Genomic DNA, 16,853 nt, shown 5'->3' with positions numbered 1-16,853 from the left:
ACGATGTACGGACAGGGTTCACCATAGCGCCGTTGTCCCCACTCGGCAAGAACCCTACTCGGCGTTTGTCAGGTGATGGTCACTCCGTCGGCCACCTCCAGGTCGAGTACCCGCCACCCCTCGGCCGACGCGGCATCGCGCAGATCGGCCGGAAACTCCTCGGTGCACAGCGCCATGACCGTCGGCCCAGCGCCCGACACGACCGCCGCGATGGACCGCGCGCGGAGTGCGGCGATCCACCGTGTGGTGTCCGGTAACGCCTGAGCGCGCTGACCCTGATGCAGCAGGTCCTCCGTCGCGGACATCAACAGATCCGGCCGTTCGGTGAGCGCCACCACCGCGAGTGCACTTCGGCTCACGTTGAAGGCCGCGTCACGGTGGGGCACCAACTCGGGCAACAGACCCCGGGTATGCGAGGTCGACGAGCGCTCGGACGGTACGAGCACGACAACCTTGATACTCGGATGCACCTCGAGCCGAACGGCTGCGTACTTCCGCGCCGTCACACTGGCATTGGGCGGTTCGCTCCACGACACCACGGCACCACCGAGGCAACTCGCCGACGCGTTGTCCGGATGACCCTCGAACTCCGACGACAGTTGGACGAGCTGACTCTCGGAGAGCGCGAGCGCCGGATCCACCTTCGCGGCGAGCGCGTTCGCGGCAGCGAGCCCACCGACCACAGCCGAGGCCGAGGAACCGAGCCCACGCGAGTGTGGAATCACGTTGCGGCAGTGGATATCCAGGCCATCGGCCCACACTCCGGCAGCTTCGAGCCCACGCTCGATGGCGCGCACCACCAGATGCGTCGGACCCCACGGCACGTCCGCCGAACCCTCACCGTCGACGTGAATCCGCAGTCCCGACGCGGTGGTCGTGACCTCGATCTCGTCGTACAGCCCCAAAGCTATTCCCAGACTGTCGAATCCGGGTCCGATATTGGCACTGGACGCCGGGACGCGCGCGGTCACGGTGAGCCCGATGGGGAGTGTCGTCGTCATTGCCGGGGATTCCGTCAACTCAGGCCAGCTCGAGCGCAGCCGCGACAGCGACGGGATCGACCGAAATGGGTTCTACGACAGGCATTCCCGAGAGTGCTGTATCGGGATCCTTGAGTCCGTTCCCGGTCACGGTGCACACGACGGTCAGCCCTGGCTCGAGCCACCCTTCCTTTCGGGCTGCGAGGAGCCCGGCGACGCTGGCCGCGGAGGCGGGCTCGACGAACACGCCCTCGGTCTTCGCGATCAATCGGTACGCCTCGAGGATCTCCTCGTCGGTCGCCGCGCGGAATGCACCGTTCGATTCTTCCTTGGCGTTGACGGCACCGTTCCAGGATGCGGGCGAACCGATCCGGATTGCGGTGGCGATCGTTTCCGGATCCTTCACCGGTGCACCGTGAACCAGAGGAGCGGCACCTGCGGCCTGGACTCCGAGCATCCGTGGCGTGCGCGTGGTGAGACCGTCACGGAAGTACTCCGAGTAGCCGCGCCAGTACGCGGTGATGTTGCCTGCGTTTCCGACCGGCAGTGCATGGATGTCCGGTGCGTCGCCGAGGGCGTCGCAGATCTCGAAGGCCGCGGTCTTCTGGCCCTCGATGCGGACGGGGTTGACGGAGTTGACCAGGCCGATGGTCGGAAACTCGGCCGTGGTCTTGCGAGCCAGTTCGAGGCAGTCGTCGAAGTTGCCCTGCACCTGAATGATCTTGGCTCCGTGCATGACTGCCTGGGCCAGCTTGCCCATGGCGATCTTGCCCTGCGGAACCAGTACCGCACAGCTCATTCCGGCCTTGGCCGCATAGGCGGCTGCGGAGGCCGAGGTGTTGCCGGTCGAGGCACAGAGAACGGCTTCCTGGCCTCGGGCGAGCGCGTCGGTGACGGCCATGGTCATCCCGCGGTCCTTGAAGGAGCCGGTGGGGTTGAGCCCCTCGACCTTCAGATGCACTGTGCACCCGGTCAGTTCGGACAGGTGCCCGGCCGGCAGCAACGGGGTACCGCCCTCGCGCAGCGTGACGGTCTTCCAATCCGGGCCGATCGCCAGACGCGATCGGTATGCCTCGATCAGGCCGGGCCAGGGGGTGTGGACGCTCATACGGTGGTGCCTTCCAATCGGAGAACGCTGGCGACGTGCACGACGACGTCGAGCTGCTCGAGGGATGCAACGGTGTCGGACAGTGCGGAATCGGCCGCGAGGTGCGTGACGACGACGAGCCTGGCTCCGTCACCCGAGCCCTGCTGACGCACTGTGGAGATGCTGACGTCGCGCTTGGAGAACTCGGCCGCCACCGTGGCGAGAACGCCGGGCTTGTCCGCGACCTGCATGCTGACGTAGTAGCGAGTGAGGATGTCACCCATGGGGGCCACCTTGAGCTTGGCGTACTTCGATTCGAGCGGGCCCCGTCCGCCGTAGAACTTGTTGCGTGCGGCCATGACGAGATCGCCGAGCACCGCGGACGCCGTCGGAGCACCGCCTGCACCCTGGCCGTAGAACATCAGGCGTCCGGCGGCCTCTGCTTCGACGACCACGGCGTTGAACGCACCGTTCACCGACGCCAACGGGTGGTTCAGCGGAACGAGCGCAGGGTAGACCCGAGCGGAGATTCGCTCCTTGCCCTTGGGCGTGACGATCCGCTCGCAGATGGCCAGCAGCTTGATGGTGCAGTCAAGGGATTTCGCGGTTTCGAGATCGTCCGAGGTGATCTTGCTGATGCCCTCGCGGTAGACGTCGCCGGCCGTGACCCGAGTGTGGAATGCGATGGACGCCAGGATGGCAGCCTTCGATGCAGCGTCGTAGCCCTCGACGTCGGCGGTCGGGTCGGCCTCGGCGTAGCCCAGACGCCCTGCCTCGGCGAGAGTTTCGGCGTAATCGGCTCCGGTCTCGTCCATGGCCGAGAGGATGAAGTTGGTGGTGCCGTTGACGATGCCCGCGACCTTGTTCACGCGGTCACCCGCGAGGGACTGCATCAGCGGGCGAACAACCGGAATCGCTCCGGCCACCGCGGCCTCGAAGTAGAGGTCCGCGCGCGACTTCTCGGCCGCGTCGGCGAGCTCTCCGGTGTACTCGGCCAGCAGAGCCTTGTTCGCCGTGATGACGGACTTGCCCTTCTCGAGGGCCGACAGCACCAGCTTGCGGGGGATGTCGATCCCACCGAGCACCTCGACGACGATGTCGACGTCGTCGCGGCCGACCAGTTCGGCCGGATCGTCGGTGAGCAACTCGGCCGGCACTCCACGATCGCCGTCGATTCGACGCACAGCGATTCCTCGAATGGCCAGTGGCGCACCGATTCTCGCCTCGAAGTCCTCGGCGTTCTCGGTGAGGATGCGGACGACCTCGCTACCGACGTTTCCGAGTCCGAGTACGGCGACGCCTATCGGCTTCGATGTCATGGGTGAACCTCCAAGCTGAGCAGATCTTCGATGGTTTCCCGCCGCAGGATCAGGCGCGAATGCCCGTCCTTGACCGCAACCACAGCGGGCCGCGTCAGCAGGTTGTAGCGACTGGACATGGAGTAGCAGTAGGCCCCGGTGGCCGCTACCGCGAGCAGGTCACCCGGCCCGACGTCTGCCGGCATCCATGTGTTCTTGATGACGATGTCGCCACTCTCGCAATGCTTTCCGACCACTCGAGCCACGACGGCCTCGGCATCGCTCGACCGGGAGACCAGTCGGCAGTCGTATTCGGCCTGGTACAGAGAGGTGCGAATGTTGTCGCTCATTCCGCCGTCGACGCTGATGTACCGCCTGCGCGTCGACTTGTCGACGGTGACATCCTTGATCGTGCCGACCTCGTAGAGCGTCACGGTGCCCGGTCCGGCGATGGCGCGGCCGGGCTCGACGGCGATCGTCGGCACCGGTAGTCCTACTGCGGCGGACTCCGTCTCCACGATGGCGGTCAACTTCGCCGCGAGCTGCTCCACCGGGGGCGGATCGTCACTCGGCACGTACGAGATACCCATGCCGCCACCGAGATCCAGCGTCGAGATCTGTGCGGTCTTGTCGACGCCGAACTCCGAGACGATGTCTCGCAGCAATCCGATGACCTTGTGCGCTGCCAGCTCGAAGCCGTCGACTTCGAATATCTGCGAACCGATGTGACTGTGCAGTCCCACGAGGCGAAGGTTGTCGGCAGCGAACACGCGCCGGACCGCCTCGAGGGCCGAGCCGTCGGCGAGCGAGAAGCCGAACTTCTGATCCTCGTGTGCGGTGGCGATGAACTCGTGCGTATGGGCTTCGACGCCGACGGTGATCCGAATCAGAACGTCCTGCACCACACCGGCCGCGCCGGCAACGCCGTCGAGACGGTCGATCTCGATGTTGGAGTCGAGAACCACATGCTCGACGCCTGCGCGCACGCCCGCCTCGAGCTCGGCGACCGATTTGTTGTTGCCGTGCATGGCAATTCGGTCAGCCGGGAATCCGGCGGCCAACGCGATGGCCAACTCGCCTCCGGAGCAGATGTCGAGGGAGAGCCCTTCGTCGGCCACCCACCGCGCGATCTCCCCACACAGGAAAGCCTTGGAGGCGTAGTGAACTCGTTCGGGCGCCCCGAAGGCGGCGGCCATTTCACGGCAGCGCGAACGGAAGTCGTCCTCGTCGATGACGAACAACGGTGTGCCGTACTGCTCCGCGAGATCGGTGACCGACACTCCGGCGAGACGGACGGTGCCGTCCTCGCCGCGCTCGGCGTTGCGGGGCCACACCTGCTCGGGCAGCGTCGTCATCTCCGACGCGTCGGCCGGGCGATGGGACATCGACTCTTTCGCGGGGGCATCGGCATGCTTGGGTCCTGCCGGATGTGCGCTCACATGCGCTCCGGTGCGCTGACCCCGAGCAGTTCGAGGCCGTTGGCCAGGACCTGCCGGGTCGCGTTCCCCAACGCCAGTCGTGCGGTGTTCACAGGTCCGGGCTCCTCGTCTCCTTGTGGAAGTACTCGACACGCACCGTAGAAACGGTGGTAGGCCCCCGCCAGCTCTTCGAGGTAGCGGGCGATCCGGTGTGGTTCGCGAAGTTCGGCGGCACTGGCCACCACTCGTGGGTACTCGCCGATCGTCCTGATCAGCTCGCCTTCTTGCTCGTGGGTGAGCAGGCTCAGATCCGGCCGCTCCGCGCTGATGCCCAACTCGGCGGCGTTGCGCGCGAGCGAGGCAAGGCGGGCGTGGGCGTACTGGACGTAGTACACCGGGTTCTCGTTGCTCGCGCTCGCCCACAGGGCCAGATCGATGTCGATGCTGGAATCGACGGACGAGCGGATCATGACGTAGCGGGAGGCGTCGACGCCGATGGCGTCGACCAGGTCGTCGAGGGTGATGACGGTTCCGGCGCGCTTGCTCATCTTCACGGCAACGCCGTCGCGGACCAGGTTGACCATCTGTCCGATGAGCACCTCGACGGTCTCTGGGTCGTCACCGAACGCAGCCGCGGCTGCCTTGAGCCGCCCGATGTATCCGTGGTGGTCGGCCCCGAGCATGTAGATACACAGGTCGAAGCCGCGCTGGCGCTTGTTCTGGAAGTAGGCGATGTCGCCGGCGATGTAGGCGGCGTTGCCGTCGCTCTTGATGACGACGCGATCCTTGTCGTCACCGAAGTCGGTGGACCGCAGCCACCAGGCCCCGTCCTCCTCGTACAGGCTCCCCGAGGCCTTGAGGTACTCGACCGACTTGTCGACGGCTCCGGACTCGAACAGCGAGTTCTCGTGGAAGTAGACGTCGAAGTCGACGCCGAACTCGTGCAGGTTCGCTTTGATCCGATCGAACATCAGCTCGGTGCCGATGGACCGGAACGCCTCTTCCTGTGCCTCGGTGTCCAGCGCGAGCGCGTCGGGTCGCTCGGCAAGCACGTGCGCTGCGATTTCTGCGATGTATTCGCCCGCGTAGCCGTTGTCGGGTGCAGGCTCACCCTTCGCGGCGGCGATGAGCGAGTGAGTGAAGCGCGAGATCTGAGCGCCGTGATCGTTGAAGAAGTACTCGCGGGTGACCTCTGCGCCGTGGGCGGTCAGGATGCGACCGAGTGCATCGCCGACGGCTGCCCATCGGGTTCCACCGAGGTGCACCGGACCCGTGGGGTTGGCCGAGACGAACTCGAGGTTGACCTTCTTGCCTGCCATCGAGGATCCGTTGCCGAATGCCGATCCTGCGGCGAGGACGCGGGCAACTATCTCGCCCTGCGCTGCAGCGGCCAGCCTGATGTTGAGGAATCCGGGGCCCGCGACGTCGGCGTCGGCGATCGCGGCATCGGCTGCGAGAGCCTCGGCGAGCCAGCCGGCGAAGTCACGGGGATTGGCTCCGGCCTTCTTCGCGACCTGCAGGGCCACGTTGGTTGCGTAATCACCGTGCTCGGGATTGCGGGGACGCTCGACGGTCAGCTTCGCAGGGAGAACGGATGCGTCCAGGCCACGGTCGGCAAGCACCTTCGCGGCGGTCGCGTGCAGCAGTTCGGCAAGATCGGCGGGAGTCACAGGTAGCTATCCTATTGGCTGGTGCGCGGCGAACTCGCATCCACTGCCCGTCTGCCCGCGAGCCCCCTCGGTCGATGCGGTCCACGCGGGCTCTGAGCGCGCTCTCAGACAGAGAACGTACAGTGAGGGCGCTCTGCACCGACGGCCCTCGATCAACGCCGTCACCAGCAGATACGCTTCACCAGCGCCAACGACCACCACCTTTCCTCGACTGAGAGAGCAACTACAGCGATGCCAACGGGTCCCGACAAAGGCAGTCAGAACAAGTCGGCTGCGAAGGCGGACAAAGCCATCAACGCAGCCAACAAGAAGTCAGCTCGCAAGAAGAAGGGCGGCGTGCCCACCGCCACGGGCAGGCAGATTCCCTGGCTGACGGTTGCCGGTGTCGTTGTGGTCGTCGGTCTCGTCGCAGGCCTCGGGATCAATCTGTATCCGAAGTACCAGGACCGAGCAGAGGCGCAGAAGTTCGAGCCCAGCGAGGCCAATCAGGATCCGTCGACCGGCATCGACGGCGTGACCGTGCAGGAGTACCCCGCGGCTCTGCACGTCGGACGCACGCAACGGGTCGCCTACGACCAGACGCCGCCGTTCGGTGGACCGCACGATGCGGTGTGGGCCACCTGCACGGGAATCGTCTACCCCGAGGCCATTCGCACCGAGAACGCCGTGCACTCCCTCGAGCACGGTGCCGTCTGGGTCACGTACAACCCCGACGATCCGAACGCGGACCAGGTCGAGTCACTGGCCGATCGCGTCGACGGTGAAACGCAGATGATGATGTCGCCGTACCCGGGCCTCGACTCCCCGGTCTCGCTGCAATCCTGGGGCCACCAGCTCAAGCTCGACAGCGTGGACGACGAACGCATCAGCCAGTTCATCTCGGCACTGCGCCTCAACCGTTTCGCCTACCCGGAGGTCGGTGCCAGCTGCGCATCGGTACCGGGCACGGGCGACAATGCCTTCGATCCGGACAACCCGCCGCTGTTCGACGCCTCCGCGCCCGGCCCGGACGCCGTTCCGATGGACGGTGCCGGGATCACTCCCGACCCCAGTGAGACCGGCGGTGCCGGCGGACTGCCCGGTGGAGCGCAGCTGCCCAGCGATCTCCAGATCCCCGCCAGCTGATGACCGCACCGACACCGACCGATGATGCGGCACGCACCATGTCTTCGACGAAGCCGAGTCAGCGCACCGCGCTGGTGGCGCTGGCCCTGATCGCCGTCCTGGCGATCGGGTTCGCGCTGGGCTTTCTGGTGGGGAATCCGTTCCGCGACGATGACAACTCGCCTGCCGCGGACTCGGTCGATGTCGGTTTCGCACAGGACATGACCGTGCACCACAACCAGGCCATCGAGATGGCCGCGGTGGCATTGACCAATGCTCCCGATCAGGGCGTCAAGAGCCTGGCGTTCGACATGCTCACCTCGCAGCAGAATCAGGTGGGGCAGATGCAGGGCTGGTTGGCTCTGTGGGACCGAGCGCCGATCGCGACCGACGGCTACATGACCTGGATGACCGAGGACGACTCTCATGGTCACTCGATGGGCGGGATGTCCATGGACCCCGGATCCTCGGATCCCACCCGGGCCATGCCGGGCATGGCCAGTTCCACTGAACTCGCCGCGCTTCGGCAGGCGACGGGCACGGACGTCGACGTGATGTTTCTGCAGCTCATGCTGCGCCACCACGAGGGCGGCCTGGCGATGATGGAGTACGCGCAGACTCACGCGCAGTCTCCTGCGGTGATCAACCTGGCGGGGTCCATGGTTGCGACTCAGACCAGCGAGTCGACGCTGATGAAGCAGATGCTCGCCGAGAAGGGTGCGCAGCCGCTGCCCGAGGGGTGATTTCGACTCCCGTCGCACATGCGCTAGTCTTTCGTACAGCCCAACAGGCACACCGGTTCGTCCGGTGCGCCCCCGTAGCTCAGGGGATAGAGCGTTCGCCTCCGGAGCGAAAGGCCGCAGGTTCGAATCCTGCCGGGGGCACACATCTTTCACGCATGTCATCGACGCACGGTGGCTGCTCGAACGAGACGGTGGACTTCGATGTCCGAGAATCTCCCCCCTTTCGACACCGTCGTCGACGATCTGTATTCGCTCCCTCTCGCTGATTTCGTCTCGCATCGCGCCGCATACGCCACTCGGTTCAAGAAAGCCGGCGACAAAACCGGCGCTACCCGAATCGGTGCCCTTCGCAAGCCCACGGTCGTCGCGTGGTTGGTCAACGGGCTCGCCCGTCGAGACGAATCGGCCCTGGCGGAACTGTTCGACCTCGGTGAGCAACTCGAACGAGCCCAGCAGCGCGGCGACGGCCCCCGACTGCGTGAATTGTCCACTGCTCGAAGCACTTCGATACGCACCCTGACCGATCGAGCCGTCTCGCTGGGACGCGACCTCGGGGCGACCGTCGGCGACAACGCTGCGCGCGAGATCTCCAACACCCTGAACGCGGCGATGGCCGATCCGGAGATTCGCGACCGCGTACGAGCGGGCCGAACCGTCACGGCCGAAACCTACAGCGGCTTCGGGCCTGCACTGCTCTCCCTCGTTCCCGACCCGCCCGGCGATGACGACGAGGCCCACGGGGTACCGGACACCACCGACGACGCACCCGAGTCCGATCCCGAGGACTCCTCCGAAGCCGAGCAGCTGCGCGAGGCCGAACACAGTCGACTGGTCGCCGAACTCGATTCTGCCGAAACCGCGTTCGATGTCGCACGCGACGCGGCCGAAGCCGCCGACTCCGACACAGAAGGTGCCGCGGCCGAACGGCGCAGCGCCACAGAGGAAGTCGAGCGGCTCGAAACCGAACTGGAGGCTGCCAGAGCCAGAGCGCAGGCTGCGCGGGAAGCAAACGAGGCCAGTGTCGAACAGGCGAAGTCGACGGCCGATGCACTGGAGGCGGCCCGCGCGCGGGTCGTGGAAGCCCGGGCGGCCCTCGACGCCCTGTCCTGACCTACTCTCACGGGGTGACCACACGTTGGCAAGCCGAGAACTCCGCAGACGATTCCAAGCGATACATCGAGCGATTCGACCGCCTGGCCGAACGCGGCGTGGATCTGCACGGCGAGGCCCGCATGGTCGACGCGGTGGTCTCCCCCGCGTCGAGCATCCTCGACGCCGGATGCGGCACCGGCCGGCTCGGTGCCGAACTCGCCCGCCGCGGCCATCGGGTGACCGCGGTCGATCTCGATCCGGTTCTGGCGGAAGCCGCCCGAGCGCGCCCGGAACTCGACGTGCATGTCGCCGATCTGACGACGCTGGACCTGGGACGGACATTCGACGCGGCCGTCGCGGCAGGCAACGTACTCGTCTTCATGAAGCCCGGTACCGAACGCGCAGCGCTTCAACGCATCTGGGCTCACCTGACCGACGGCGGAGTGTTCGTCACCGGATTCGCCACCGATCGCGAGTACACCGTCGGCATGCTCGACGAGGATCTGGCGGCGGTCGGCTTCGCCCTCGAGCACCGATTCGCCACGTGGGATCTGCGGCCATGGCGCGCCGATGCGGACTGGGCTGTGACCGTGGCACGCAAGCCGGCTCTGCTCGCCTGAGCCGAGGGAAACAACCCAGTGATCACCGCAATTCGAGTGTCGAGGGTTGATTCGGACGCCCGAGGGAAGACTGTGCGTCATGAAGGAACACATGGCGAAGCTGCGGGAATCGTTCTGGTTCATTCCCGCCGTCCTCGGAGTTGTCGCACTCGTGCTCGCGCAGGCCCTGGTGAGTCTCGATCGCTATCTGCTCGACACTCGCGTGGACTTGACGGGATCGTTGTTCTACCACGTCGGTGCCAGTGGCAGCCGCGACATCCTCGGTGCCATCGGCGGGTCGATGCTCGGTGTGGCCGCGACGTCGTTCTCCATCACCATCTCGGTTCTGGCCACCGCCAGTTCCTCGTACGGCCCTCGCCTGGTGCGCAATTTCATGGCAGACCGCGGCAACCAGGTGGTGCTCGGCATCTTCGGTGCCACGTTCCTGTACTCGCTGATGGTGTTGCGATCGATTCGCTCGATCGAATCCGACGGATCGGTATTCGTCCCGGATATCGCCGTCAACGTGGCCGTCGGGCTCGCGGTGGTGGACGTGGGCGTGCTCGTCTACTTCATTCATCACATCGCCCAATCGATTCAGGTGGCGACGCTGTCCGGTCGGGTTCGCGACGAGCTCTCCGAAACTGTCGACGAGCTGTACCCACTCGAACAACCCGACGACGCCGCCTCGGCGGAGGGTGTCGTCAAGCCGCCCGTCTACACCACGATCCTCGCCGAGGAGTCCGGGGTGATCATCGACATCGACGAACGCGGGGTGCTCGAGATCGCCACCGACAGCGGCACCCTGGTCGAAATTCATCGCGCACCAGGTGAGCACGTCGTTGCGGGAGAGCCGCTCGCCGATATCCTCGCCGACCGCTCCGCAGACATCTCAGAGGACGCGGTCGATCGAATTCGAGGCTCGTTCGCTATCGGCACCAGTCGAACACCTCGGCACGATATTGCGTTCGCCGTCGAACAGATGACGGAAATGGCGGTACGTGCGCTGTCGACCGGAGTCAACGACCCGTACACCGCACGCAACGCGATCGACGATCTCTCGGTCGGGCTCGTCGCGGTCGTCCAGCGCCCACGGCCCCACCGCGCACGCTGTGACGCCGACGGGACCGTGCGCGTGATCGTTCGCCGCGTTGCCGTTCCGCCGCTGATCGATCATGCCCTCGACGCGGTGCGGATCTACGGCACCGGCAGTCCGATGGTGGTGCAGGCCGGCATTCGCCTCGCCGAGCGAGTGGGCCGTGCCGCCCGGACAACCGAGAACGTCGATGCCGTACTGACCCAACTGACGCTTCTGGACAGTGCGTTGGCAACCGGCGACACGGACTCTGTGCGTACGGCCGAAGCCCGAGAGCAGATCTCGCGCGCCCGCGCGGCGATCACCGATCGGGTTCCACTTGCCGTACCTCGCGTGGAGATTCGGTAGACGCACGAACCGGACACCGTGGGAGGATGGTCGGTATGCCAGCACCGTCTCCGCTTCCCCTCGACCCCATTGCAGAGGCACACCGCCAGTGGACCGAGCACGGGTGGTCCGAGGCCGCCGACGGTATGGCCGCAGTCACGTCGTTGATGCGCGCGCAGCAGATCATGTTGGCCCGGGTCGAGGAAGCGTTGAAGCCGACGGGACTGACTTTCTCGCGCTACGAATTACTCACCTTGTTGACGTTCACCAAGAACGGCGCTCTGCCGATGGCGAAGGCGAGTGCGCGTCTGCAGGTGCATCCCACGAGCGTCACCAACGCTGTCGACCGCCTCGAATCCGTCGGATACGTTCGACGCATCCCACATCCGAGCGATCGACGCACCACGTTGGTCGAAATCACCGACGAGGGACGCACGTTGGCCGTGGAGGCCACCGAGCGCTTGAACTCGCTGGTGTTCGCGCGCCCCGGGCTGGCACGCGACAAGTTGCTGGCGCTCGTTCGAATCCTGGCGGAACTGCGTTCGGATGCAGGAGATTTCGACAGTGATGACATCACCACATCGTTCTGAGTTCGATGGTGACTCGTCACAAGACAATGGCACACCCGTACCGTTCGTGGTGCAATTGCTCTGCGAGCAAGGCGGAGTCGATCTGCTGAAGGGCGGGGCGGGGTGCTGGTGTTGGGGGTCGGGGCGGGTGCGCACGGTGCACGCGCGATATTGACGTATCTGGACAGCCCCCACCGCACACCCATCGTGTCGCGGACGGTGCGCCGTGCCCCCGGGCAGTCGTTGTCCACCACGATCGCCACCGGCGTCGACGCCATCCACTCCATCGCCGCGACGATGTCACTGCCGGTGCAGTTCTCCGCCATCGCGTACCGGGTGGCCACCGATCCTGGCACGGTTGCCACCCGCGGTACGGCCCGCACGGCGTCACTCGTTCCGGAAACCGCTGCGCAAGTGCGCTATCTGCGTTTCATCGGGCTGGTACCCAATCACGGCGTCACCGTGTTGTGCGATATCGGCAGCACCGGAACCACGGTTACCGTCATAGATCTCGCGTCCACTCGCACTCTCATGACGCGGCGCACTGCCACGTTCTGCGGCGACGACCTCGATCATTCGGTTCGCAGGCTGCTCTCGTCCCACGGTGTGCGGATCGGACTCGATGCCAGCCGATCCATCAAGGAGCAGCTGAGCGTCGACTCCGTCGTCAGCACCACTGATCCATCCGGCACCGCGCGACATGTGTTGACGCGACGCGACGTGGACGATCTCATCGCCGGACCGGTGCGGTACGCGGGCATGCTGGTGGAGCAGACCATCCAATTGTCCGGTGCCAGACCACAGTCGATCGTCGTGGTGGGTGGCGGTGCGAACATGACCTCGATAGCACGGTCGCTCGAATTGCGGACCGGCCTGACGACCCTGGTGCCACCGATGCCGGAACTGGTCTCGGCCCGCGGTGCCGCCCTCCTGTCCCCCGACAGGTAGGGCGACCCCGGGAGTGGAGCCTGCGGACGACCCAGAAGAACAGTTAGCGGTGCTGGAAGTTCGGTGTCCGCTTCTCGATGAACGCCGACATGCCTTCCTTCTGATCCTCCGTGGCAAACGTCGAATGAAACACGCGGCGCTCGAACAGAACACCCTCACGAAGGCTCGACTCGAACGATCGGTTCACTGCTTCCTTCGCCATCATGGCGACCGGCAGCGACATCTCGGCGATGGTGGTTGCGGTCGCGATGGCGTCGTCGAGGAGATCGGCGACCGGCACGATGCGTGAGACCAACCCTGCTCGCTCGGCTTCCTCGACCTTCATGTTGCGACCGGTCAGGCACATCTCCATGGCCTTGGCCTTGCCCACCGCTCGCGTCAAGCGCTGCGACCCGCCGATTCCCGGGATGACGCCGAGCTTGATCTCGGGTTGTCCGAACACCGCAGTGTCCGATGCGATCAGTACATCGCACAGCATCGCGAGTTCGCACCCACCGCCCAGTGCGTAACCGGACACCGCCGCGATCAACGGCGTTCGCGCCGAGGCCAGTCGATCCCATGCCGCGAAGAAATCGTCGAGGTACACGTCCATGTAGGACTTGGGCTGCATCTCCTTGATGTCGGCACCGGCAGCGAAGGCCCGCTCGGAACCGGTGATGAGGATTGCACCGATGCCCGTGTCCGCGTCGAGTTCTTCGACCACCGAGACGACCTCGCGCATCAACTCGGAGTTGAGCGCGTTCAACGCCTTGGGACGGTTGAGCGTGATGATGCCGACGCGGCCTCGACGCTCGAGCAGAATCGTCTGGTGGTCACTCACAGGCCTGCTCCGTTCGAGCGTTCGCGAATGTCGTTGATGATGCCGGAGAAGTCGACGTCGGTGCCGCCCCCGGAGGTTCCCTTGAATCGTGCGTACAGCTCGGCGGCCTGGAGGCCGAGAACACCCTCGACGCCGTTGTCCCGCAGTGCATTGGCAGCCAGGCTCAGGTCCTTGTCCATGAGCGCTGCCGCGAACCCGGGTTTGTAGTCGTTGTTGGCCGGGCTCGTCGGAACGGGACCGGGCACCGGGCAATTGGTCGTCAGTGCCCAGCATTGACCGGACGCAGTCGACGCCACATCGAAGAGCGCCTGGTTGCTCAGACCGAGCTTCTCCCCCAGCACGAACGCCTCACTGATGGCGATCATCGACACGCCGAGAATCATGTTGTTGCAGATCTTGGCGGCCTGGCCGTTGCCCGCCGCGCCGCAGTGCACCACCTTGCGCCCCATGACGTCGAGAACTGCTGCCGCAGAGGCAAAATCCTCTTCGGAACCGCCGACCATGAAGGTCAACGTTCCTGCGGCGGCTCCCCCGACACCGCCCGAGACCGGCGCGTCGAGACTTCTGTGACCGGCCTCGTGCACCAGCGTGTGCGCGGCGTGCGCGTCGGCGACATCGATGGTCGAGGAGTCGATGAACAACGTTCCCGGTGCCGCCTCGGGCAGCAGATCCGCGTACAACCCGAGAACCAATTTGCCGTTGGGGAGCATCGTGATGACGATGTCGGCATCGGCGACGGCGGCCACGGCCGACTCCACCACGGTGACGCCGTCCTTCGCGGCCTGCTCCAGCGCGGCAGGCACCAGGTCGAAGCCCTGCACCGTGTAGCCGGCCGCAGCCAGATTGGCGGCCATCGGCCCACCCATGTGGCCGAGGCCGATGAAGCCGATCGTCTTCTCGCTCATGACTGCTCACCTTCTGTGTGTGCGTTCGACAGGCCCAGTTCCGCGTCCCCGAGAGGTACGAAGTACCGGTCGATGTCCTCGGGCGTGACGTCTGCCAACGTACGCGGTTGCCATTGCGGATTGCGGTCCTTCTCGACCACCTGTGCTCGGATTCCTTCGACGAGGTCGTGGCTGGACAGCGACGCGACCGACACGCGGTATTCCTCGTCGAGTACCGCCTCCAGCGTCGGCAGCGTCGCTGCCCGGCGCAGCGACCTCAGTGTCACTGCCAGCGACACAGGCGATTTGGACGCAATGTCCTCCGCCGACTGCTGCGCCTCGGGCACTGTGCTGGCGGCAAGAGCATCGACGATGCCCTGGACGTCGTCGCCGGCGTAACACTCGTCGATCCATTCCTGCTGGCCTTCGACCGTGGACTCCGGTGCGGGCTCGCTGAACGTCGCGACGGCCTCGCCGACGCCGACCGTCTCGAGTGCCGAGTAGAAGTCGTCCAACTTGTCGGACGGAATGTAGTGATCGGCGAATCCGACCGCGATGGCGTCGGCGGCATTCATTCGCGCCGTGGTGAGCGCGAAGTGGGTCCCGATCTCGCCGGGAGCGCGCGAGAGCAGGTACGTGCCACCTACATCGGGGACGAAGCCGATACCGACCTCGGGCATCGCGATCTTCGACCGTTCGGTCACGATGCGAGTATTGGCATGCGCCGAGAGTCCGACGCCTCCGCCCATGACGATGCCGTCCATGATGGCCACGAACGGTTTGGGGAACCGCGCGATCGCGGCGTTGAGGATGTACTCTTCACGCCAGAAGTCCTTGCTGCCGCTGCCGCCGTCCTTGGCGTCGTGGTAGATCGAGACGATGTCGCCGCCCGCACACAATCCACGCTCTCCGGCTCCGGTCAGGAGAACGACGTCGACAGCGTCGTCGATTGCCCACTGCTCCAACGCCGGTGCGATCTCCCGCACCATCGCATGATCGAGCGCGTTGATCGCTTTGGGGCGGTTCAGGGTGATCCGGCCGATACCGCCGGAGACCTCGAGGATCACGTCGCTCATGCGGCACCCACGATCGATCGGGCGACGACGACGCGCATGATCTCGTTGGTGCCTTCCAGAATCTGGTGCACCCGAAGGTCACGGACTATCTTCTCGACACCGTATTCGGCCAGGTATCCGTAGCCACCCAACAGCTGCAGCGCTCCGTTGGCGACCTCGAAACCGGTATCGGTTCCGAAACGCTTTGCCATGGCGCACATTTCGACCTTCTCCGGAGCATCGTTCTGCAAGGCGTCCGCGGCCCGCCACAGCAGCGTGCGCGCGGCCTCTAGTTCGGTCTTGTAATCGGCCAGTCGAAACTGAAGCGCCTGCGCATCGAGCAACCGTGCCCCGAATGCTTTGCGCTCGGCCAGATAGGAGACGGCTTTGTCGAGAGCGGACTGCGCGCCGCCGATCGAACACGCGGCGATGTTGATACGTCCGCCGTTGAGTCCGTTCATCGCGATCCGAAACCCGTCGCCCTCGTTGCCGAGCAGATTCTCCGCCGGAACGCGAACTCCTTCGAGAACGACCTGCCGGGTGGGCTGAGCGTTCCAGCCCATCTTCTTCTCGTTCGCTCCGAACGAGAGACCGGCGGAGTCCTTCGGCACGATGAACGCCGAGATGCCCCGTGGACCGGAAGAACCGGTGCGAGCCATAACGACGTACACCTCGGAAGTACCTGCGCCGGAGATGAATTGCTTGACCCCGTCCAACACGTACTCGTCACCGTCCCGCACTGCCTTGGTGCTGAGCATCGCGGCATCGGATCCCGCACCGGGTTCGGTGAGGCAGTAACTCCCCAGCTGATCCATCGCACACAGCCCCGGCAGCCAGCGCTGCCGTTGCTCGTCGTTGCCGTAGGTGTCGATCATCCACGCGACCATGTTGTGGATGGAGATGTACGCCGCAATGGACGGATCACCGGTGGCCAGTTGCTCGAAGATCCTCACCGAGTCGACCCTGGTCAGGCCCGATCCGCCCACATCCTCGCGAATGTAGATTCCGCCCATTCCCAGACCCGCTGCCTTGCGCAGCACGTCGACCGGGAAGTGCTTCTGCTGATCCCACTCGATGGCGTTGGGGGCCAGGAACTCGTCGGCGAATTCGCGGGCGGTGTCGTTGATCGCTCGTTCGTCCTCGTTCAATGCGAACATCGCCGG

Annotated in this window: 16 protein-coding genes and 1 tRNA gene; 8 read left to right on the top strand and 9 right to left on the bottom strand. The window is 65.4% G+C overall.

The features are described from left to right. Positions 1-68: 68 nt before the first annotated feature. Genes thrB through argS form a run of 5 tightly spaced genes read right to left on the bottom strand, consistent with a single transcriptional unit; the run spans position 69 to position 6,453 of the window. Entirely contained in the window at positions 69-1,001 is a 933-nt protein-coding gene (thrB, locus tag MTX35_RS22600) for a homoserine kinase (protein ID WP_243597123.1), read from the bottom strand. 19 nt (positions 1,002-1,020) lie between these two features. Next, complete coding sequence (gene thrC / locus MTX35_RS22595; protein WP_243597122.1) at positions 1,021-2,088, bottom strand: threonine synthase; 1,068 nt, start codon at positions 2,086-2,088, stop codon at positions 1,021-1,023. Beyond that, positions 2,085-3,386 (bottom strand): homoserine dehydrogenase, encoded by a 1,302-nt coding sequence (locus tag MTX35_RS22590; RefSeq protein WP_243597121.1) that lies wholly within the window; start codon positions 3,384-3,386, stop codon positions 2,085-2,087. The genes thrC and MTX35_RS22590 overlap by 4 nt, the downstream gene beginning before the upstream one ends. Continuing rightward, entirely contained in the window at positions 3,383-4,804 is a 1,422-nt protein-coding gene (gene lysA / locus MTX35_RS22585; RefSeq protein ID WP_243597120.1) for a diaminopimelate decarboxylase, read from the bottom strand. The genes MTX35_RS22590 and lysA overlap by 4 nt, the downstream gene beginning before the upstream one ends. Beyond that, the gene (argS, locus tag MTX35_RS22580) at positions 4,801-6,453 is read right to left on the bottom strand and encodes an arginine--tRNA ligase (RefSeq protein ID WP_243597119.1); all 1,653 of its coding nucleotides are present in this window, start codon (positions 6,451-6,453) and stop codon (positions 4,801-4,803) included. Before argS ends, lysA begins: the two co-directional genes overlap by 4 nt. A 231-nt stretch (positions 6,454-6,684) precedes the next feature. Here argS and MTX35_RS22575 point away from each other — a divergent pair, with 231 nt between their 5' ends. The 8 genes from MTX35_RS22575 (at position 6,685) to MTX35_RS22540 (ending at position 12,931) form a co-directional block, all read left to right on the top strand. After that, the gene (locus MTX35_RS22575; protein WP_243597118.1) at positions 6,685-7,578 is read left to right on the top strand and encodes a DUF3105 domain-containing protein; all 894 of its coding nucleotides are present in this window, start codon (positions 6,685-6,687) and stop codon (positions 7,576-7,578) included. A gap of 38 nt (positions 7,579-7,616) precedes the next feature. After that, positions 7,617-8,300, top strand: a complete 684-nt coding sequence (locus tag MTX35_RS22570) for a DUF305 domain-containing protein (protein ID WP_243597117.1) — start codon at positions 7,617-7,619, stop codon at positions 8,298-8,300. 68 nt (positions 8,301-8,368) lie between these two features. Then, positions 8,369-8,441, top strand: a tRNA-Arg gene (locus MTX35_RS22565). A gap of 60 nt (positions 8,442-8,501) precedes the next feature. Further along, on the top strand, positions 8,502-9,410 hold the full coding sequence (locus MTX35_RS22560) for a hypothetical protein (RefSeq protein ID WP_243597116.1): 909 nt from the start codon (positions 8,502-8,504) through the stop codon (positions 9,408-9,410). Positions 9,411-9,424: 14 nt separating this feature from the next. Beyond that, the gene (locus tag MTX35_RS22555) at positions 9,425-10,012 is read left to right on the top strand and encodes a trans-aconitate 2-methyltransferase (protein ID WP_243597115.1); all 588 of its coding nucleotides are present in this window, start codon (positions 9,425-9,427) and stop codon (positions 10,010-10,012) included. 79 nt (positions 10,013-10,091) lie between these two features. Beyond that, positions 10,092-11,435 (top strand): DUF2254 domain-containing protein, encoded by a 1,344-nt coding sequence (locus MTX35_RS22550; RefSeq protein WP_243597114.1) that lies wholly within the window; start codon positions 10,092-10,094, stop codon positions 11,433-11,435. Between the two features lie 35 nt (positions 11,436-11,470). Beyond that, positions 11,471-12,004, top strand: coding sequence for a MarR family winged helix-turn-helix transcriptional regulator (locus tag MTX35_RS22545; RefSeq protein WP_243597113.1), 534 nt, complete (start codon positions 11,471-11,473; stop codon positions 12,002-12,004). 102 nt (positions 12,005-12,106) lie between these two features. Next, complete coding sequence (locus MTX35_RS22540; protein WP_243597112.1) at positions 12,107-12,931, top strand: rod shape-determining protein; 825 nt, start codon at positions 12,107-12,109, stop codon at positions 12,929-12,931. A 43-nt stretch (positions 12,932-12,974) separates the two neighbouring features. Here MTX35_RS22540 and MTX35_RS22535 read toward each other — a convergent pair whose 3' ends face one another. The 4 genes from MTX35_RS22535 to MTX35_RS22520 are packed head-to-tail and all read right to left on the bottom strand — an operon-like array spanning position 12,975 to position 16,847. Next, positions 12,975-13,751 (bottom strand): enoyl-CoA hydratase, encoded by a 777-nt coding sequence (locus MTX35_RS22535; protein WP_243597111.1) that lies wholly within the window; start codon positions 13,749-13,751, stop codon positions 12,975-12,977. Then, a complete protein-coding gene (mmsB, locus tag MTX35_RS22530) occupies positions 13,748-14,656 on the bottom strand; it encodes a 3-hydroxyisobutyrate dehydrogenase (protein WP_243597110.1) in 909 nt (302 codons plus the stop codon). The genes MTX35_RS22535 and mmsB overlap by 4 nt, the downstream gene beginning before the upstream one ends. Continuing rightward, positions 14,653-15,711: an enoyl-CoA hydratase/isomerase family protein gene (locus MTX35_RS22525; RefSeq protein ID WP_243597109.1), complete on the bottom strand. Its 1,059-nt coding sequence runs from the start codon at positions 15,709-15,711 to the stop codon at positions 14,653-14,655. Before MTX35_RS22525 ends, mmsB begins: the two co-directional genes overlap by 4 nt. Beyond that, the gene (locus MTX35_RS22520; protein WP_243597108.1) at positions 15,708-16,847 is read right to left on the bottom strand and encodes an isobutyryl-CoA dehydrogenase; all 1,140 of its coding nucleotides are present in this window, start codon (positions 16,845-16,847) and stop codon (positions 15,708-15,710) included. Before MTX35_RS22520 ends, MTX35_RS22525 begins: the two co-directional genes overlap by 4 nt. Positions 16,848-16,853: the final 6 nt, after the last annotated feature.

It is taken from the genome of Rhodococcus sp. ARC_M12 (genome assembly GCF_022810385.1).
Taxonomy (GTDB): Bacteria; Actinomycetota; Actinomycetes; order Mycobacteriales; family Mycobacteriaceae; genus Rhodococcoides; species Rhodococcoides navarretei.
The sequence above is the reverse complement of the archived record's forward strand: the minus strand, read 5'-3'. Positions and strand labels throughout refer to the sequence as shown.